This is a genomic window from Lactobacillus sp. 3B(2020), from assembly GCF_013487845.1.
GTDB classification, from domain to species: domain Bacteria; phylum Bacillota; class Bacilli; order Lactobacillales; family Lactobacillaceae; genus Limosilactobacillus; species Limosilactobacillus alvi.
Genome location: NZ_CP047410.1, coordinates 1344775 through 1360976, shown reverse-complemented (window position 1 = coordinate 1360976; position 16202 = coordinate 1344775). Strand labels below are relative to the sequence as shown.

Annotated in this window: 29 protein-coding genes; 27 read left to right on the top strand and 2 right to left on the bottom strand. The window is 42.6% G+C overall.

The features are described 5' to 3' along the window. The first annotated feature begins 8 nt into the window (after positions 1-8). Together GTO83_RS06750 and GTO83_RS06745 are read left to right on the top strand one after the other, a co-directional pair. Positions 9-176 carry a hypothetical protein gene (locus GTO83_RS06750; protein ID WP_180869914.1) on the top strand — a complete coding sequence of 56 codons (168 nt, stop codon included), beginning with the start codon at positions 9-11 and terminating at the stop codon, positions 174-176. 18 nt (positions 177-194) lie between these two features. Next, positions 195-365, top strand: a complete 171-nt coding sequence (locus GTO83_RS06745; RefSeq protein ID WP_180869912.1) for a hypothetical protein — start codon at positions 195-197, stop codon at positions 363-365. Here GTO83_RS06745 and GTO83_RS06740 read toward each other — a convergent pair. Continuing rightward, positions 362-793 (bottom strand): hypothetical protein, encoded by a 432-nt coding sequence (locus GTO83_RS06740; protein WP_180869910.1) that lies wholly within the window; start codon positions 791-793, stop codon positions 362-364. The two genes, GTO83_RS06745 and GTO83_RS06740, sit on opposite strands and share 4 nt — an antisense overlap. Positions 794-993: 200 nt before the next feature. After that, on the bottom strand, positions 994-1164 hold the full coding sequence (locus GTO83_RS06735; RefSeq protein ID WP_180869908.1) for a hypothetical protein: 171 nt from the start codon (positions 1162-1164) through the stop codon (positions 994-996). Between the two features lie 77 nt (positions 1165-1241). On the opposite strand from GTO83_RS06735, the gene GTO83_RS06730 reads away from it, so the two are divergent. The 25 genes from GTO83_RS06730 to GTO83_RS06610 all read left to right on the top strand — a co-directional run bounded on the left by GTO83_RS06730 (position 1242) and on the right by GTO83_RS06610 (position 16196). Beyond that, the gene (locus tag GTO83_RS06730; RefSeq protein ID WP_180869906.1) at positions 1242-1445 is read left to right on the top strand and encodes a helix-turn-helix domain-containing protein; all 204 of its coding nucleotides are present in this window, start codon (positions 1242-1244) and stop codon (positions 1443-1445) included. Between the two features lie 86 nt (positions 1446-1531). Beyond that, the gene (locus tag GTO83_RS06725) at positions 1532-1798 is read left to right on the top strand and encodes a helix-turn-helix domain-containing protein (RefSeq protein WP_180869904.1); all 267 of its coding nucleotides are present in this window, start codon (positions 1532-1534) and stop codon (positions 1796-1798) included. A gap of 160 nt (positions 1799-1958) precedes the next feature. After that, positions 1959-2144, top strand: a complete 186-nt coding sequence (locus tag GTO83_RS06720) for a hypothetical protein (protein ID WP_180869902.1) — start codon at positions 1959-1961, stop codon at positions 2142-2144. Positions 2145-2194: 50 nt separating this feature from the next. Beyond that, the gene (locus tag GTO83_RS06715; protein ID WP_180869901.1) at positions 2195-2383 is read left to right on the top strand and encodes a hypothetical protein; all 189 of its coding nucleotides are present in this window, start codon (positions 2195-2197) and stop codon (positions 2381-2383) included. A 12-nt stretch (positions 2384-2395) separates the two neighbouring features. Next, positions 2396-3424, top strand: a complete 1029-nt coding sequence (locus GTO83_RS06710; RefSeq protein ID WP_255463105.1) for a recombinase RecT — start codon at positions 2396-2398, stop codon at positions 3422-3424. Beyond that, positions 3414-4241 (top strand): PD-(D/E)XK nuclease-like domain-containing protein, encoded by an 828-nt coding sequence (locus GTO83_RS06705; protein WP_180869899.1) that lies wholly within the window; start codon positions 3414-3416, stop codon positions 4239-4241. Before GTO83_RS06710 ends, GTO83_RS06705 begins: the two co-directional genes overlap by 11 nt. Beyond that, positions 4241-4999 (top strand): DnaD domain protein, encoded by a 759-nt coding sequence (locus tag GTO83_RS06700; RefSeq protein WP_180869897.1) that lies wholly within the window; start codon positions 4241-4243, stop codon positions 4997-4999. Before GTO83_RS06705 ends, GTO83_RS06700 begins: the two co-directional genes overlap by 1 nt. Positions 5000-5010: 11 nt before the next feature. Continuing rightward, positions 5011-5238: a hypothetical protein gene (locus tag GTO83_RS06695; protein WP_180869895.1), complete on the top strand. Its 228-nt coding sequence runs from the start codon at positions 5011-5013 to the stop codon at positions 5236-5238. Further along, a complete protein-coding gene (locus GTO83_RS06690; RefSeq protein WP_180869893.1) occupies positions 5225-5452 on the top strand; it encodes a hypothetical protein in 228 nt (75 codons plus the stop codon). The genes GTO83_RS06695 and GTO83_RS06690 overlap by 14 nt, the downstream gene beginning before the upstream one ends. Then, a complete protein-coding gene (locus GTO83_RS06685; protein WP_180869891.1) occupies positions 5452-5964 on the top strand; it encodes a hypothetical protein in 513 nt (170 codons plus the stop codon). The genes GTO83_RS06690 and GTO83_RS06685 overlap by 1 nt, the downstream gene beginning before the upstream one ends. After that, complete coding sequence (locus GTO83_RS06680; RefSeq protein ID WP_180869889.1) at positions 5964-6194, top strand: hypothetical protein; 231 nt, start codon at positions 5964-5966, stop codon at positions 6192-6194. Before GTO83_RS06685 ends, GTO83_RS06680 begins: the two co-directional genes overlap by 1 nt. Beyond that, positions 6195-6632: a RusA family crossover junction endodeoxyribonuclease gene (locus GTO83_RS06675; RefSeq protein ID WP_180869887.1), complete on the top strand. Its 438-nt coding sequence runs from the start codon at positions 6195-6197 to the stop codon at positions 6630-6632. Next, the gene (locus tag GTO83_RS06670) at positions 6622-6825 is read left to right on the top strand and encodes a hypothetical protein (protein WP_180869885.1); all 204 of its coding nucleotides are present in this window, start codon (positions 6622-6624) and stop codon (positions 6823-6825) included. The genes GTO83_RS06675 and GTO83_RS06670 overlap by 11 nt, the downstream gene beginning before the upstream one ends. Beyond that, positions 6812-7363 (top strand): hypothetical protein, encoded by a 552-nt coding sequence (locus tag GTO83_RS06665; protein ID WP_180869883.1) that lies wholly within the window; start codon positions 6812-6814, stop codon positions 7361-7363. Before GTO83_RS06670 ends, GTO83_RS06665 begins: the two co-directional genes overlap by 14 nt. 199 nt (positions 7364-7562) lie before the next feature. Next, on the top strand, positions 7563-8063 hold the full coding sequence (locus tag GTO83_RS06660; RefSeq protein ID WP_180869882.1) for a hypothetical protein: 501 nt from the start codon (positions 7563-7565) through the stop codon (positions 8061-8063). A 909-nt stretch (positions 8064-8972) separates the two neighbouring features. Continuing rightward, on the top strand, positions 8973-9881 hold the full coding sequence (locus GTO83_RS06655; protein ID WP_180869880.1) for a hypothetical protein: 909 nt from the start codon (positions 8973-8975) through the stop codon (positions 9879-9881). Positions 9882-10080: 199 nt separating this feature from the next. Next, the gene (locus GTO83_RS06650) at positions 10081-10269 is read left to right on the top strand and encodes a type II toxin-antitoxin system HicA family toxin (RefSeq protein WP_180869878.1); all 189 of its coding nucleotides are present in this window, start codon (positions 10081-10083) and stop codon (positions 10267-10269) included. A 49-nt stretch (positions 10270-10318) separates the two neighbouring features. Continuing rightward, on the top strand, positions 10319-10711 hold the full coding sequence (locus GTO83_RS06645) for a type II toxin-antitoxin system HicB family antitoxin (RefSeq protein WP_180869876.1): 393 nt from the start codon (positions 10319-10321) through the stop codon (positions 10709-10711). A gap of 79 nt (positions 10712-10790) precedes the next feature. Continuing rightward, positions 10791-11021, top strand: a complete 231-nt coding sequence (locus GTO83_RS06640; protein WP_180869875.1) for a hypothetical protein — start codon at positions 10791-10793, stop codon at positions 11019-11021. Positions 11022-11049: 28 nt separating this feature from the next. After that, positions 11050-11835 carry an HNH endonuclease gene (locus GTO83_RS06635; RefSeq protein ID WP_180869873.1) on the top strand — a complete coding sequence of 262 codons (786 nt, stop codon included), beginning with the start codon at positions 11050-11052 and terminating at the stop codon, positions 11833-11835. Positions 11836-12006: 171 nt separating this feature from the next. Further along, positions 12007-12453 carry a P27 family phage terminase small subunit gene (locus tag GTO83_RS06630; protein ID WP_180869871.1) on the top strand — a complete coding sequence of 149 codons (447 nt, stop codon included), beginning with the start codon at positions 12007-12009 and terminating at the stop codon, positions 12451-12453. Further along, positions 12454-14160, top strand: coding sequence for a terminase large subunit (locus GTO83_RS06625; protein WP_180869870.1), 1707 nt, complete (start codon positions 12454-12456; stop codon positions 14158-14160). It begins immediately after the preceding gene. A gap of 11 nt (positions 14161-14171) precedes the next feature. Beyond that, on the top strand, positions 14172-14342 hold the full coding sequence (locus tag GTO83_RS06620; protein ID WP_180869868.1) for a DUF1056 family protein: 171 nt from the start codon (positions 14172-14174) through the stop codon (positions 14340-14342). 5 nt (positions 14343-14347) lie between these two features. Further along, complete coding sequence (locus GTO83_RS06615) at positions 14348-15607, top strand: phage portal protein (RefSeq protein WP_180869866.1); 1260 nt, start codon at positions 14348-14350, stop codon at positions 15605-15607. Continuing rightward, positions 15552-16196, top strand: a complete 645-nt coding sequence (locus GTO83_RS06610) for an HK97 family phage prohead protease (RefSeq protein ID WP_180869865.1) — start codon at positions 15552-15554, stop codon at positions 16194-16196. Before GTO83_RS06615 ends, GTO83_RS06610 begins: the two co-directional genes overlap by 56 nt. The last annotated feature ends 6 nt before the right edge of the window (positions 16197-16202 follow it).

Genomic DNA, 16202 nt, shown 5'->3' with positions numbered 1-16202 from the left:
TGTAGGGGATGGAAGTTAAAGTTATCATTGCAGCTGAAAATGCTGACAAATTAAAAGAGACACTAGCAAAACTAGAGCCCCTTCAAAAATATGGCGACATTAAAGTTGAATGCACATTGCTAGATAGTCCACGTTACGACGTACTAACTGGCAAGATCGATCGTCCTAGTGTTTAGTCAGTTTGGGAGATAAAAATGTCACCATTACACATTATTCAAATAACAATTATTGCTATCACCGCTGCCTATTTCATTGCTGATATCTGGTCACAAGGTGAAACTGAAGTTTTTGTAATTCCTTACTACATTGTCCAAATTATTTTGATTTATTGGATGTTTAAGTTGGATCCGGCAATTAATTTTTAGAACCAAGAATGTCTGAAATGAGTAATGAGACGATCAATTTCAGCTTGGTCTTCAAATATTGAATTGGATAAATGATTTAAGCATTTACGAATTAACTCACGGTAAGAAATATGATTTTGCAGAACGGTATTTGAAAGATTCTCAAAATCCATTTTAATTTGTGAGTCTTTAAAAATTGCAAACGAATCTGCAGCGACACCAATTACTTCGGTTTGGATTTCACCATCGCTTTTTGGCCCATAATATTCAAGCTTTCCACGAGCACTATTCAATCGATGAATTAGGGAACGCTTAAATGCAATTTGTCGTTTTAAGTTATCAATTCGTAATTCTAAAGTTCTCACTTTGCGATTGTAATGGTTGTTAATCAAGAAGCCGATAGTCGGAACAAATAAAGCAACAAAAGCAATGATAAATGATAGATCCAATAGTTTCACCTCCTTTCGGTAGGAGATGAATTAATTATAGCAATAAAGAGAGAGGTGCAGAAGTTGGAAAAACGAAATACGATGAAAAGCTTTCGGCATTTTGAAAGCCCGTACTACCGAAACCCCAAACCGAAAGTTAAACCAATTAAGCAGATTGGATTCAAAAAGGACCAACCTGCAAAACAGATTAGTCCTAAAGACTAGTGTTCAGTTCTTACACCTTTAAACTTGGTTCCGTCTTGCTTGACGTCCATAAACTTGCCGGTTGCTGAGTCACGCTTAACGTACTTACCAGTTTTAGGGTTTAAAACTTGAGAACGTCCACGAACAGCTCCAATACGGCGACCATTCTTTGGTGGATTTGTAGCCATAAATTCACCTCCTTAAATCTAGGCAGTGAATCCATTTTATATCTATATATAGACACAATCAAGGAGACGATAACAATATGCTGTGGTTGAGTGTTGAAAATGAACTAACTCGACAAGGTAAGTCAGTTTACTGGTTAGGCAAACAGACTGGTATTCCGACTAATACTTTGTACCAGTACAAAAATGATGGTGTTGAGCCAACTTTTTCAAAGGTATGTAAGATCGCTGATGCGCTTGGCGTCAGCTTAGATGAGCTACGGGATAAGAAAGGAAGCAGTTAAGAATGACATTGAAGTATACAGCCTTATTGTGTCTGGCCTTTATCGCTGGGTACATGCTCGGATTTATCAAATAGGAGGGAGATCCAATGGAACGAAAAATTGAAAGTCCAATGTTAACGACATCGGAAGCCGCTAAGTATATGCGAATCGATGTTAATACGCTTTCCGCGTTGTTGGATATGGGAGAAATCCCAGTCCTAAACTTGGGATCGAAAAAGATATATCGGCCAGTGCTCGATGAATTTATTGTTAAGAACATGACCAATGCAAGTGATACAAGCTTGAAAAAACTAGTTGAGAACTACAAAAATCAAAAAAAATTAAAACCAGGAGAAAGAAGGATAGAGATATGAGTTTGTTTAAAGCATTTATGTATACCACGCTAGGCGCACTGATGGCTTGGTGTTGGGACTTTGGCCATAACTTCTGGTGGGGAGCTCTAGGCTTCCTTTGGTGCCTGCTGATGGCCACCGATGTAATTGAGTTTTGCTTTCCGAAAAAGAGGGACTGGAAATGATGAAGAAATTGAAGCCATTAATGCTAATGCTGTCAGGGTACGCCTTGACTAAATTGCCCGAAAACAACGGGTGGTGGAACTTATTGGCCTTAATTGGCCTGGTTTACGTGGTTGACCAGTTACTCGGTGACTGGTTCATCAAGTATTTCTTAGATTTTGACAACAAAAAAGTGTCTAAGTAGCGGCAACTACTTAGGCACCATGAATAAGCAAAATTCGAGGTAATTATAACATGAATAAACAACTTTATGACTTTTTAAAGCGACAACGACAAAAAGAAATTGACGAAGCAAATAAGTTGCTCATGGTTAATCGTATTGAAGACTACGACCGTACATTGGAACGGCGATTGAGTGATTGCTATGGCTTTATTGATGGCTTTAGCGATTTGATGAATAAAGCCGCTGGAATCCGGGCTTAGGAGGCAAACAAAATGAATCAAATGCAAACACAACAAAACTTTGACGATGCGGTGGTTAGCTTAGTTAATAAGTTAGTTGAAGAACAACAATCACAAGGCTTGGCGCTACCCACTAATTACAACGTCCAGAATGCCATGAAGGCGGCTTATCTTAAGCTCCAAAATGTTAAGGACCGGCAAGGACGTCCAGCTTTAACCGTATGTTCTAAGAACTCAATTGTCTACGCTCTGATGGATATGGCAGTGCAAGGGCTTAGCCCCGCTAAAAACCAGTGCTACTTTATTGTTTACGGCACTGAATTACAGATGCAGCGGTCCTACTTCGGGACTATCGCCGCATTAAAGCGGTTAGATCGAGTTAAGGATATTGATGCTCAAGTGGTTCATGAGGGCGATGAATTTGAAGTTGGTGCTGATAGAGTGGGCCACCTAGTAGTTGAGCGATTTAACCCGAAGTTTGAAAACCTGGATAAGCCATTAGTCGGAGCCTTCGCGTTTATCGAATTAACTGATGGCCGAGTTGATTATACGGTTATGACTAAGAAGCAAATTGATACCTCTTGGTCGCAATCCCGTCAACATGGCGTTCAACAGAAGTTTGGTGACGAGATGGCAAAGCGGACAGTGCTTAATCGGGCGGCTAAGATGTTCATCAATACCTCGGATGATTCCGATATGTTAGCAGGGGCTACTAATTCCACAACGGCAAATGAATTTGAAGATCGGACTCGTAAGGAAGTCAACGCTGAAGAAAAGGGCACCCCAGCGGCACTCTTAGCCGGTATGAAGCACCACCAAGAAGAAACTAAGCAGGAAATCAAACCTGAAGAAAAGAAGAGCACTCCAGAAGCTCCTGAGAAGCCCGTAGAGGACGAGAAAGAAGCGACGGAACAATCTAACGAAAACCCATACGGAAGCCAACTGCCGTTCCCAGAGCCTGGTCAAAATGAACCTAACGAGGTAGCGGAAGGTCAAACTTCGATTGACGACTATCTGAATGCGATGGACAAGGAAATGGAGGCACAGGCAGATGCCAACTAAATTAACTCCTGAAAATTACTATTCCCATGATACCGATTGGGAATACATGAGTTTCTCGTTGTTTAAGGACTTCCAGCGGTGTGAAGCAGCGGCTTTAGCAAAGTTGAAGGGTGATTGGACGCCAGAACTAGATGCTAAGCCATTGCTAGTTGGGAACTATGTCCACTCCTACTTTGAAAGTAAAGAAGCCCACGAAAAATTCATCAAAGACCACAAGAGCAAGATAATGTCGACACGTGGCAAGACGAAAGGCCAATTGAAGGCTGATTACAAATTTGCCGATGTAATGATTAAAGCGCTCGATGATAGCGAGTTATTCAATTATGTTTATAAGCCCGGTCAGAAGGAAGTGATCGTAACTGGAAAGCTGTTTGGCTATGACTGGAAGGGTAAGATTGACAGCTTGGTACTCGATCAGAACTACTTCTGTGATCTTAAAACCGTTGATGATCTTCATAAGAAGCACTGGCAAGAAGATTCCCGGTCCTGGGATAACTTCATTGAAGATCGGGGTTACTACATGCAGATGGCGATTTACCGGGAGCTAATTAAGCAAACTTTTGGTAAGGACTGCAATCCATACATGTTTGCGGTATCAAAGCAGGCAATTCCCGATAAGTTGGCCATTGACTTCACAGGAGAAAGTGAAGCGGTAAGGATGCAAGCTGCTTTAGAAGAGATTGAAGCCAGCCAAGAACGATACTGGAATATTATGATGGGCGAAATTAAGCCTGAACCGTGTGGGCGATGTGAATACTGCCGGTCCCACAAGGTATTAGATGAATTTGTCCACGCAACTGATATTGAGGTGTACTAATGAAGATTCGGAAGGTAAGAAACAGTTTTGTGACCATTGTCGATCAGAAACTAACGCGTGATGATCGGCTAAGTTGGAAGGCTCGTGGTATCTTCTATTATCTTTGGTCGCAAGCGGATAACTGGGACTTTAATGCCACTGAAGTATCTAGGCATGCAACAGATGGCCGAAAGTCTCTAGATACCGGCTTAGATGAGCTAGAAAGGTTTGGCTATCTTAAGCGAGAGCGAAAACGCAACAAATTAGGGCAATTAACCACCTCTGATTGGCAGTTATCTGATTTGCCAGTTGAAGCGTGGATTAAAGATCGAGCAAAGCCTATTCCCGAAAATCGGAAACTGGATCAGCCTATTTCCGGTTTTCCAAATTTGGATAACCCTAATTTGGAAAATGGCGAACAAAGTAAACATCAAGAGAAGATAACATCAAAGGAAGATAACATCAAACTAAACAACAATAACAATTTATATCTATATTTACATGAATTACGGCTACAGCCGAGCGACGGACAAATGAAACGATTTTTGAAAATTAGTGATGGAATTTCTGAAGACTTAATTAAATATTCGATTGAGCTCACTGATATGTACGCTGATAAACCGTCATTAAAGTATGCTGGGGCAATTATTAAGCAATGGAAGCGACTTGGGATTAAATCATTACAAGAGGCCAAACGGCGAGAAATGATCATGAACGATGACGATCAGGGCGATCTGAATGGAGTTCAGATTCCAATTTTTAAGCTAATGGATCAATGAGGTGAATCGAAATGACGATTGAAGAAGCAAAAGCAAAATTGAGCCAAGCCTACCATCTGATTGAAGAAGTAGATGGCATAAGCGTAAATGAATTGGATGGCAGTTTGGAAGGCTTTAATTATGTCTTCGACTTTAATTATGTCTTCGGTGATATAGATAACGCCATGCTTGCTTTAGATGCGGCTGATGATGATATTGAATTGCTACACGAAAGGAGGACTAATCATGAACGGGATTGATGATTTTGAGAAAGCCATAGATAAGGCAATGGACGACTTAGAAGACATGATCGGGGCACTGAAAGACGGTGGCGTACTAGATGGCTATCTGGATGATATTGAGTATGAAAAAGAGTGTCTTAGTGATGCTTATAGCTACTTAGATGACGCTCGCTCCTGCTTGAAAGACTTACACAACGCTTCCGACAAGGATTATGAAAAGGGGGGATACTAATGTATCATTCGCTTGCGCCAATTCAGGTATACCTTTTTAAAGCTGATGAAGAACCCCAAGTGCCTTTAGATTATCGGTTTAATGAATTTTCACTTTGGCTCACCAATGGCGGTGGCGAGATTATTGATGTCAAATATCAAGAAACATCAATTTTGGCAGTCTGTGTCTTCCCGGGTGGTGATGTGGCAGACTACCGCTGGGAAGATAAAGAAGCGATCAAAGAGCATCTAAGCGAGGTTAAGGAAGACCCTAAGGAGCGTGAGAAGAAAGTGGATTTTGAAGCCTTAAGTCGGGAGTTACCTTTTGGGTACAAAGCGGAAGGACGCTATGGGGAAAAAGATTTAGATCAAATTTACCTCTACAAAGATGACTACTACCTTGGTGCGATAAGAAAAGAAGATGATATATGGCGATTTAATGTAAAATCGTCAGAAGCCTTCATCAAGACCGAAGAGATGGCCGGATTAATTGCAGCACTCAAGGTAATCAAGGACTACATGGAGGAAAATTAATGGCTAAAGAAAAAATTACTATTAGTGGCGATAAGATTAAAGTAATCATCATGGACGTTTTAGAAACGCTTGATAAGTATAAAGGGACTGAAATAATTACGGTTGCTTCGGCACTGTATACCCTGGTTCTTTTGATGGCCAAGGACACTGATACCGATTTTGAAGGTTTAAACGAATCCGCACTAGATGCGGCTAAGCAAGTCCTAAAGCTAACGGGATTGGATAAGTAAGTGCAGAAACGATATCACTTAAGATTTGACTTAAAACCCGTCCAGCAAGCCCGGCCACGTGCTAGGCGGACTAAGTTTGGAGTGCAACTATATGACCCGATCAAAGTTAAGAAGTTCAAGCAAGAGTTAGGATTGCTAGCTAAGCAGCAGTGGCACCAAGAACCGCTAGAAGGGGCATTAAGGGTCACAATTAACTTCTATCGGGACGTACAGAAGTCAATTAGCAAAAAAGAACGTGGTTTACGGCTTTCTGGGGCGCATAGACCAACGGTAAAGCCGGACATAGATAATTATATTAAATCGGCTTTGGACGGCTTAAATGGCGTTATATGGATTGATGATAACCAAATTATAAGTTTGCACTCGGACAAATTTTACAGCGAGAAGCCTTACATCGATTTGATAATCGAGAAACTGGAGGAGAATGATGACAATTGAAGAAGCAGATCAAGCCTTGCTCAAAGGCAGTCCGGTCAAGATTAAGGGCGATGGTGGCGTGTGGATAATCCAAGCTACCAACGCTTTAAATCAGACAGCAGAATTGGTCAATCAGACTAAGCAATATCAAGTAGAAGAAGCGCTCAAAAATCTAAGCTTCTGGCTCGGAGGTGAACACGGTGAACCTAAATAAGCACGGGGAATTGTCAGTGCCCTTAAATCGCTTGACAGAAAAGTATGGCCGGATGTGGTACCGGTTAGCTCCAGACGGCAGAGATAGTCGGCCGATTGATCCCGACTTAGCCGAGATCTGGCTAATTACTGGGGGACAACCACCAAAGCAGTGGGCGTCAAGTTCAGCAATGCCACCAATCACCCCACAGATGGTTAATGCTTTGCGCCAAGCGATTAACGATATTCCAAGCATGACTAAGATTCAGAAGCGAACAGGCTTGACGGAAAAACAAATCTTAGCGATCTTCTATCGCTTCCCGGAGCTGGAGAATAAATTCCAGTATAACCAGAACTTATATCCGAAGGTGGTAATTGGTGATCAACAAGCCAACCGGATTTACAACTTTAATTACATCTCCGAAGCGGCAAGGTGGCTTAATGTTGACCGCAACGTAATTGTCAATCTTCTCAAGTATCGACATGGTGGCGGATTGATTAAGCGGCGCTACCGAGTAAAGCGAAAGTTATGGTATGGTTTAGATGGAGGATTCGATTGAAAAATAAAATTATAATTGTCGGGTTTTGTATAGTATGTATGTTAATTGCGACCTTTGTCGATGATCCCCACCTTAAGTATGCGGCAGTGGTATGCTTGCTATTAATGTTTATCACAACAGGGTGGTAAATAAAAAAAGAAGCCCAAATCGGACTTCCTTCGCACACACAAGATTAATTATAACATGCAGGGGGATAACGATGGGGTTAGTTACTGAATATGATCCTAAAGGCGTCATCCGAGATGTAAAGACTTTCTTTCTAGAAGACAGTTTCGAGCACCCCGTCAGTTACGCCAAGATTGTCCGGCACACCAATCAAATTATCGGGTTAAATTCGATGAGTGATGATGTAACGGGGGTGCATGGCTCAAGTAAGGATGATGCAGCCGAAATGCGCATGCTAAGTAATGATGTTTACTTTCGTGCCAGTAAGGCAATCAATCGGGTCGTAGCCAATTGTAGTAGTCGGGTTAGTACCGAGATCTTAAAGCTCCGCTTTCTAAATCACCAGACAATATACCAGGTAAAAGCTAGGCTATATCTGGATTCAAATGACGCTTACTATCGGGCGGAGCGCTATGCTTGCTACGAGTTTGCCGAAGGGATTGAAGCGGCCAAGATCACTCTTAAGATTGCTGATGATATCATCCCCGACTTCTTGGGGCAAAATCGGAAAGCGAGCGGAAACTTCCCGACATAATTCGGACGAAAAGCGGAAGCAAACCGGAAGCAAATTCCTTTAAAATGGTATTGTGGAAATAATAAAAATGTTTGACTTTATTTTTAATGCGCAGCCAATTATGTATTAAAATTAACTTAGCAGCTATTTCAGCGAGAGCTGTGGGTATTTTGTCTTTCATTTGGTACTAGTGGGAAGCAATTGGCCCGGCTTGAGGTTCGACCCCTCAACTAGTAATTACCGTGCTTCTTTTTTTCTTTTCAACCTTTGGGCACGGCCGCTATGTTCCACAGGTCGTGGGTGCGTTTTCCTTCATGGCGCACAAAAGTGTGGGTTCGAATCCCACCTACTAGCTTTGCTGGGAACTTTTGTAGGAGGTGTAAATCCTACACTTTAAATGCAACATACCCAGCGTACATAACTGGCGCAATCCAAAAGAAGGATGTGATATTTCCTTCTTTTTCGTATCAACTAGCGCTGGTTATCTAGTGCATGCACTACCTAAAAAAATTCAATTAAAGGAGCTGAGAAGTCCCCTCAATCCGATTTTTGACAACATTGCATGCGCTTATCTCGTAAGCCTCAAATGGTGGGGATGACTACGTGTTTTGATACTCTCCGTAATGATTTGCGTTTAATTTGATAAATGTATTAAGCCATTTGGTTCGCTGCCAACTTACGAGATTGCTGATATCTATTTGTGTTGCTTTCTGATTTTTAGGATTTAGATATCAGCGTACCGCAACTCTGGTGGCTGAGAGGTCACCATTTACCTTGATAGTTCAAAGAAGAATACTGGTCTCCAAAACCAGTGATGATAGTGCAAGTCTATCTCAAGGCGTTGCCTTTGGGCAATTCATTTTATTTTTACCTCAGCTCAGTCAATTTGACTGGGCTTTTATAGTATTATTATGGCGAGGTGAAGATTAAATGAGTAATAATGATGAATTAACAAGTACTGTTCATTTTCACATTTCAGGTAACGGATTCGATCCTAAAAATGGATATAATTTAAAATATTTAATAGCTTCTTTGAATTCTGTTCAAAATATTATTGAAAAAACATATACTTTTGTTTCGGAAAAGGAAAGATTCACTAATGCTGACGAATCAAATTTGCAAATCAAGATAACTGATATTAAGCCGGGATCGTTTCAAGCTGACTTACAAATATTAATGGGATCAATTATCCTTCCTGTTACAGACATGCTACAGTTAAGTAATCCCAAACAATTATGGACTTTAGCTACACAATGTTATAACTATGTTCACGATTTACTTAAAGCAAAGAGTAAGGGTGAAAGAATAAAAGTGGAAACTAATAATAGTGAAAGAACTGTGAATATTATCAATGAAGGTAGTGGTACTGTGAACGTATACCCTGCAGCAGTTCCAGAATTATCTAGAAAATTAAGTAGTAATTTTAATCAATTGAATAGCTTAGTGGCAAACGGTGGTCCCGTTAGTGATATTTCAATTGTAGATACGTCAAGTAAAGATAATAATATTCAAGTAAATGAAGAAAGCAGTAGGTACTTTGTAAAACAAACTTTACTTAATGATGAAATTCAAGTTGTAAATGGGGTTATTTACAAAATAGATGCCACTAAATTTACAGGAAACATATTTATTAAGGAAGGCAATGATCTTATTGGACCTGGTAAATATAAATTCAGTTTTATCGATAAAGATGAACTAACAATTGATGATATGAAGCGTGTTTTAATGACAGAGTCAAAGTTTAGATGTTTAGCAAAAACAAGAATTGATCCATCTAACTTAAAAGAAGATGTCATAGAACTTAAAATAATCAAAATAGAAAATTATGAAGCGGCATAATTCGATTAAGTCAGTTTAACGGGGCTGACTTTTTAATTACGTTAAAGCATTGATATATCAATAAAAGCAAACAAAAAAGACCGTCAAATCAAGGATTGACGGGCAAAAATAAATAAAATATTTTCCTAAATCAGCTTGATTATACATATAATAGTATGTATAATATATATGTAAATTAAGGAAGGGAGGTGAAGAGAGTATGCCAATGAAGCCGAATAAAATGGTAAGGTTGCTGAAAAAGCATGGTGCAATTGAGCTTCCTAAATCGGGTGGGCATCGGAGATTTCAAAATCCAAAAACTGGAATGATTACTGAAGTCCCAATGCATACTGGAGAATTAAAAAAGGGAACCCAAGAGGCAATCTTAAGAGAATTCGGTTTGAAGTGACTGGTAGCAAAGCAAGCCAACCACTTGCTTTGGTGTACTCTCAAGAATTATGGATCAACGAGTTGTATATCCAGTTATTGCCAAGGAATATAACGATGAGGACGGTCACTACTTTGTGGTTACAACTCCCAATATTCCTGGTGTTGTTACGCAAGGTGATACATTAGATCAAGCAGCGTTCAATGCTGAAGACGCTATCGCAACTATGATTGCGGATCAAAAAGAATATCCTAAGCCACAAGATCCGAAGGGCTGGGAGCTAGAGGATGATGAGCGGGTTGTTTATGTATCTGTGAATATGACACAATGGAAAAAGAAATATGGCAGGGTTGTTCGAAAGAGCATTACTATTCCTGGTTACTTAGCAGACTGGGCAAAAGAAAATGATGTTAATGTTTCTCGTGTTGCATCAGACGCTTTAAGAGGACTACAAGAAGCATAATAACAACTAAGGCGATGGCTTAACGGTCATCGCCTTTTTGTATGGAATAGATCATTAACAAATAACGGGGTGATTTTTAATGGCTAAGGTTCAAATTACATTTGATAGTGAGAATATTAGTAAGCCACCACATGTAAAAGTTGATGGGAAGCCAGTAGAGCTTTTGCATAATATTAGTTTTGACTGGAATACTAGAACTATTGAGAAAGATACGATAGCAGGTTTTGTAATCAGTCGTTGGAATGAGAATCAGAACTTGATTACTGAGGAAGCATATACATCGGAATTTTTAGGTAAAGACTTTCAATAGCAGAATTACATAGAAAGGGGGATGCTTAATGCCTATCACTAAGCTATCGATGGCCAGTGGCAAGCCATCAGTCATACCGTATGGTGATAAGCCTAAGCGTGAGTATGACCGAGCTTACAACCAAAGACGGCAAACAACTGAGACTGACTATGTTAAGTTCTATCACTCAGCTGCATGGCTCCATAAGCGGCGTGAGATTCTTGAACGTGATTATGGTTTATGTCAGCGGTGTGGCAAGGATGCCAACCTAGTTGACCATATCATCCCCAGTAAGGACGATTGGGAAGATCGCTTGGATAGCGACAACCTTGAGTGTCTTTGTCGTGAGTGTCATAAGATTAAGACCAAGCGGGAATGGTACAAACATCATAAGAGTAAGGAGCGTTACATGGAGATTAACTTAGTCTGTGGCTTGCCTGGTGCTGGTAAGTCAACATATGTTAAGCGTCACATGACAGACCATGATCTGATCTATGATTACGATGACTTGATGCAGGCCTTGACTGGTTTGTCAAGCCGCCATCGGAATCATGATGTGCATGACTATGTGATGCTGTTCTTGGATCAAATGTTACGAAAGCTAAAGGCTGAACAGTCCTTCAATAACGTTTGGATTATTCGTACTTTACCTGATCATCGAATCGATAGCTTGCTTGCTAACTATCATCACATCAATCACATCTTAATCGATACTGATGCAAGTGTTTGTGAAGCACGAATTGCAAAGCGGAAGCAAAAGATTCAATTTCAAAAGATCCTAAATGACTACCAGGCCGCTGACTGGGGTGGGTATCGGCGAGTTAAAAACTGTTGATACCCCCTTCCTTTTTATCGGGGCCTAGTTTTTTAACGCTCTTGAACGCACACCGACTTTTTTGCATGGAAAATTCCAACAATTTTATTTTTTGCCGCCGGATAAAAAAAGCCCCGAGCCGTTGATGGTTCGGGGTTTTGCTTACCCAGAGTTTACCACAGGAGGTGCAAAATGGGAAGAAAACAAAAGCTTTTGCGTGAATCTACCGGCCACCTACGTGTGGTTGAACAGCAAGCAAAATATCAGGCTGAATTCTTGGCCACCGATGGTCTGGACAAACTCCAACCAACCCCGCCAGCCTATTTAGACCGCGATGCTAAGGCGGAGTATAAGCGGATCTTCAAAGGTCTTGGTAAGCTTCCAATTCGCGATTTAGATCACGCTGAATTAGAAAATTATTGTACCTGGTACTCGATCTATAAGCAGTCAACCCGTGACTTGCAAGAAGAACGGGATCCTGAAGCACGCGAAGGAATTATCCGAACGTTAGATAAGGCCACGAAAAACATCAAGGCCCTGGCCTCGGACCTGGGGCTCAATGTTAACAGCCGGCTACAGATTAACATGCCAAAGGATGACAAAAGTGAAAAGCAGTCATTAAAGGAAAGGTTTGGTTAGATGGATTACGCAAAGGAATACGCTGAGAAGGTCGTCAATGGTGACCGGATCGCGGGCCAAAAAGTAATCCTTGCTGCCAAACGATACCTAAACGATCTGCAAAAGCAAGCTGATGATGATTTTCCGTATTTTTACGATCAGGAGCGGGCCAACAAGGTCATCTCCTTTATGGAGCTATTGCCCGACCCCAAAACGATGCGGGCTTATCCACTAGCTGATTTCCAGCGCTTTATCATCGCCAATCTCTACGGATGGTGGCGTAAGGACGACCCCAGCAAGCGACGTTTCCGCAAGGGGATGTTATCAATGGCCCGGAAAAATGGGAAGTCGATCTTAATTTCCGGCGTAGCCTTGTACGAGTTTTTGTTTGGCAAGTCGCCAGAATTTTCGCGGCAAATCTTTTGTACTGCCAACGACCGTAAGCAAGCCAATATCGTATTTACGATGATCAAAAAACGGCTGAACGCACTGCGGGCCTTTGATCAAGGCACCAAAAAGGGTACTAAAATCACTCGCGATGAAATTAGCAATCTTGATGACTACTCTTATGTTAGGTCGCTGTCACGCGATACCGGGACGGTCGACGGGTTTGAACCACACGTGGGGATCCTAGATGAGTACGCGGCCTCACGGACGATCGAAATGATGGAACTGCTAGAATCTGGTCAGGCCTTGCTGGATAACTCGTTGATCTTGATCATCTCAACAGCTGGGTTTGACCTCAATGCACCAATGCACACAATCGAGTATCCGTATGCAACTAAAATTTTAAATGGCAAGGTTGAGGATGATACTTACTTTGCCTACATTGCCGAGCAAGATTCCTTGGTTGAGGTTGACGATCGTGAGATGTGGATTAAGTCCAACCCAATCTTGTCAGTGCCAGCCCTACATGACCAGGTCTATGGGTACCTTGATAAACGCTGGACGGAGGCCAAGCAAAAAGGGACCAAAAACTCAGTGCTGGTCAAAAATTACAACATGTGGCGCCAAGCCGAAGAAGATAGCTATATGGATATTGATGCCTGGAATCGGGCTGAGGTAGGACCGGAAAACATTGATGGCCAACGAGTATGGATTGGTATTGACGTGGGGAAGTCCTCTGACTTGTTTGCCATCAGTTGGCTGGTCCCCAAAGACGGCTATTGGTATGCCGACGCTTATGCTTTTGTGGCCACCAAGTATGGCCTAGACGCTAAGATCAAGGCTGACCGGCTAGACTATCGACGCTTACAGGCAATGGGCCAGTGCGAGATCAGCAAGTTGGAGTCTGGGGTGATCGATGTCGAGCGGGTCTATGCCTGGCTAGATGATTTTGTGACTAGCCATAGCCTCGATGTACAAGCTATTTGCTTTGACCCGGCGCAATACGGGCCGCTAATGACACAAATCGAAAAAGGCCACCCGGAATGGGAACAAATCTCGATTCGGCAAGGGACCTTGTCATTATCGATGCCAACCAAGCAATTCCGCGATGACGTGCTTGATAAACGAGTGCGGCACTCTGGCAATGAGGTATTGACCGGTGCGATGGCTAATGCAGTCTTGCAATCGGACAACAACGGGGTCCGGATTAACAAAAATAAGTACTCCAACAAGATTGATGCGGCGGATGCGTTGCTTGATGCTTATGCAGTTTGCTTCCGCGAGGACCTGGATAACTATTTGACTGATGATGATGTGCTATCTGATGATTTTGGCTTTTAGGGGGTGATCCGATGCTCAAAAAATTTATCCGCTTTTGGCAACTCAACGAACCAATCATTCTGTTTATTTTAGCCAGTGCTTGCTTAGCTTGCGCCGGCTTTTTGTTTAGCCTCGCGGCGGGGCTGCTGGTGATCTCACTAATGCTATTTGTGTTGGCCTTTGTGTCGGCAGAAAGGGGGTGACGTAAATGCTATTTAAAATGCCCGAAAAACGGGACTGGGCAACAGATTTAATCGATGCTGGTGTGCTACCCGGTTATTCCAATTTGGGTGCGTATGTAGGGATTGGGGCTCTACGTAATTCCGACGTGTTAGCTGCGATCTCACATGTGGCCAGCAACGTGGCCCGCTTTCCGATTGTCGCCTTGGATGACGAGAAAAACGAAGTCAAACAGCTTAAAAATCTGGATTACCTGCTCAACAAACACCCCAACGCCACGATGTCAGCTTATCACTGGCGCTTTATTATGACGGTTAATGCGATTTTAACAGGGGATGGATTTTCGCGGATTATCCGCGACCCAACTAATAATGCACCGCTTGAGCTGCAGTATTTTCCAACTTCGCAAGTAATGGTCGATGATTCTAATCTCAATGATATTCGGTACCGCTTTACGGTCATCAATCGTGGCCAAGATTCGCGGACGATTGAGGAACCATTGGAAAATGTGGTCCACTTTATGTTTTTTACCCATGATGGGGTCCGTGGCCGCTCCCCATTACTCTCGCTGGGGGATGAGATTGGCTTGCAAGATGATGGGATCCGGACCCTGCGCCGCTTTTTTAAGTCTGGTTTTAAGGGCGGAATTTTAACGACCAAATCAGCCAAGCTAAACAAAGAATCGCGCCGGAAGATCCGGGAGGATTTTGAATATGCTCAACAAGGTGGGAATGCTGGTAGCCCGATTATTTTGGACTCGACCACGGACTATAAGCCGATTGAGGTTGATACCAATGTCCTACAGCTGATCAACTCTAACAACTACTCAACGGCGCAGATTGCCAAGGCTTTGCACGTGCCGGCTTACAAGCTTGCCGTCAACAGCCCTAACCAATCAATCAAGCAACTTAACGAGGATTTTATCCGGTCTGATCTACCGTACTATTTCCGGCCGATCACATCTAATTTGGAGTTGACTATGCTGACGGATCGCCAGCGGCACCATTACCATTTAGATTTTGACACCCGTAACGAGACTGGGTATACGCCGGCTGACGTCAACACCTTGGTCAATGATGGCACGATCACGCCAAACGAGGGTCGGGTGCTAATGGGGTTGCCTAAAGCAGATAACGGGGACTTGGATCGCTTCCAGTCCTCACTCAATACGGTATTCCTCGATCAAAAAGAGGCTTATCAAGCCAGCAAAGCCGCGAAAGGAGGTGAGAAGCATGACAAATCCGGAATTGGAGCGCCGGACCCTAACGGCGCAGATGGAACTGCGTGATGGCGCGGAAGATGGTGGTACTCCCACAATTACCGGCTACGCGTTGAAATTTAACAAGCCCTCAGAAGTACTAGGTGGGTTTGTTGCTTTCCGCGAAATTATTAAACCGGGGGCGTTGGCAACAGCCGACATGACCAACGTTGTGGCCACGATCAACCATGATCAAAATCAAGTTTTGGGTCGGTCGGGGATTAACTTAGACCTGGCAGTTGATGAGATTGGCTTACGTTTTACGGTCCAACCGACTGATACGAGCTTTGCCAAGGACTTAATTGCTAATATGCAAGCCGGGGTGATTAATCAATGCTCATTTGCGTTTACGATCCCGGCTAACGATGAGGCCCAAGACTGGGAAGAATCGGACGAAGATGGTGTTGATTACGTGCGGTCGATTAACCAGATTGACCATCTGTATGATGTCTCGATCGTCACCACCCCAGCTTATCCATCAACGGAAGCCCAAGTTGGTGAGCGGTCACTGGCCATGGTTAAGGAGAGTCGGCGAGCTCTACACCAAGCCGAGGTTGACACAGAAATTAAGCAGATGCGGCGGGAATTAGACCGCCAAGAGTTACTCAAGTCACTATGATGGAGG

Excerpts from the sequence above, each read along its gene's own strand:
- GTO83_RS06625 (WP_180869870.1), top strand. The coding sequence starts at position 12,454 with ATGGATTACGCAAAGGAATACGCTGAGAAGGTCGTCAATGGTGACCGG.
- GTO83_RS06745 (WP_180869912.1), top strand. The coding sequence starts at position 195 with ATGTCACCATTACACATTATTCAAATAACAATTATTGCTATCACCGCT.
- GTO83_RS06715 (WP_180869901.1), top strand. The coding sequence starts at position 2,195 with ATGAATAAACAACTTTATGACTTTTTAAAGCGACAACGACAAAAAGAA.
- GTO83_RS06610 (WP_180869865.1), top strand. The coding sequence starts at position 15,552 with ATGACAAATCCGGAATTGGAGCGCCGGACCCTAACGGCGCAGATGGAA.
- GTO83_RS06695 (WP_180869895.1), top strand. The coding sequence starts at position 5,011 with ATGACGATTGAAGAAGCAAAAGCAAAATTGAGCCAAGCCTACCATCTG.
- GTO83_RS06705 (WP_180869899.1), top strand. The coding sequence starts at position 3,414 with ATGCCAACTAAATTAACTCCTGAAAATTACTATTCCCATGATACCGAT.
- GTO83_RS06680 (WP_180869889.1), top strand. The coding sequence starts at position 5,964 with ATGGCTAAAGAAAAAATTACTATTAGTGGCGATAAGATTAAAGTAATC.
- GTO83_RS06630 (WP_180869871.1), top strand. The coding sequence starts at position 12,007 with ATGGGAAGAAAACAAAAGCTTTTGCGTGAATCTACCGGCCACCTACGT.
- GTO83_RS06730 (WP_180869906.1), top strand. The coding sequence starts at position 1,242 with ATGCTGTGGTTGAGTGTTGAAAATGAACTAACTCGACAAGGTAAGTCA.
- GTO83_RS06640 (WP_180869875.1), top strand. The coding sequence starts at position 10,791 with ATGGCTAAGGTTCAAATTACATTTGATAGTGAGAATATTAGTAAGCCA.
- GTO83_RS06690 (WP_180869893.1), top strand. The coding sequence starts at position 5,225 with ATGAACGGGATTGATGATTTTGAGAAAGCCATAGATAAGGCAATGGAC.
- GTO83_RS06750 (WP_180869914.1), top strand. The coding sequence starts at position 9 with ATGGAAGTTAAAGTTATCATTGCAGCTGAAAATGCTGACAAATTAAAA.
- GTO83_RS06620 (WP_180869868.1), top strand. The coding sequence starts at position 14,172 with ATGCTCAAAAAATTTATCCGCTTTTGGCAACTCAACGAACCAATCATT.
- GTO83_RS06650 (WP_180869878.1), top strand. The coding sequence starts at position 10,081 with ATGCCAATGAAGCCGAATAAAATGGTAAGGTTGCTGAAAAAGCATGGT.
- GTO83_RS06670 (WP_180869885.1), top strand. The coding sequence starts at position 6,622 with ATGACAATTGAAGAAGCAGATCAAGCCTTGCTCAAAGGCAGTCCGGTC.
- GTO83_RS06615 (WP_180869866.1), top strand. The coding sequence starts at position 14,348 with ATGCTATTTAAAATGCCCGAAAAACGGGACTGGGCAACAGATTTAATC.
- GTO83_RS06645 (WP_180869876.1), top strand. The coding sequence starts at position 10,319 with ATGGATCAACGAGTTGTATATCCAGTTATTGCCAAGGAATATAACGAT.
- GTO83_RS06735 (WP_180869908.1), bottom strand. The coding sequence starts at position 1,164 with ATGGCTACAAATCCACCAAAGAATGGTCGCCGTATTGGAGCTGTTCGT.
- GTO83_RS06700 (WP_180869897.1), top strand. The coding sequence starts at position 4,241 with ATGAAGATTCGGAAGGTAAGAAACAGTTTTGTGACCATTGTCGATCAG.
- GTO83_RS06660 (WP_180869882.1), top strand. The coding sequence starts at position 7,563 with ATGGGGTTAGTTACTGAATATGATCCTAAAGGCGTCATCCGAGATGTA.
- GTO83_RS06710 (WP_255463105.1), top strand. The coding sequence starts at position 2,396 with ATGAATCAAATGCAAACACAACAAAACTTTGACGATGCGGTGGTTAGC.
- GTO83_RS06635 (WP_180869873.1), top strand. The coding sequence starts at position 11,050 with ATGCCTATCACTAAGCTATCGATGGCCAGTGGCAAGCCATCAGTCATA.
- GTO83_RS06655 (WP_180869880.1), top strand. The coding sequence starts at position 8,973 with ATGAGTAATAATGATGAATTAACAAGTACTGTTCATTTTCACATTTCA.
- GTO83_RS06720 (WP_180869902.1), top strand. The coding sequence starts at position 1,959 with ATGATGAAGAAATTGAAGCCATTAATGCTAATGCTGTCAGGGTACGCC.
- GTO83_RS06685 (WP_180869891.1), top strand. The coding sequence starts at position 5,452 with ATGTATCATTCGCTTGCGCCAATTCAGGTATACCTTTTTAAAGCTGAT.
- GTO83_RS06725 (WP_180869904.1), top strand. The coding sequence starts at position 1,532 with ATGGAACGAAAAATTGAAAGTCCAATGTTAACGACATCGGAAGCCGCT.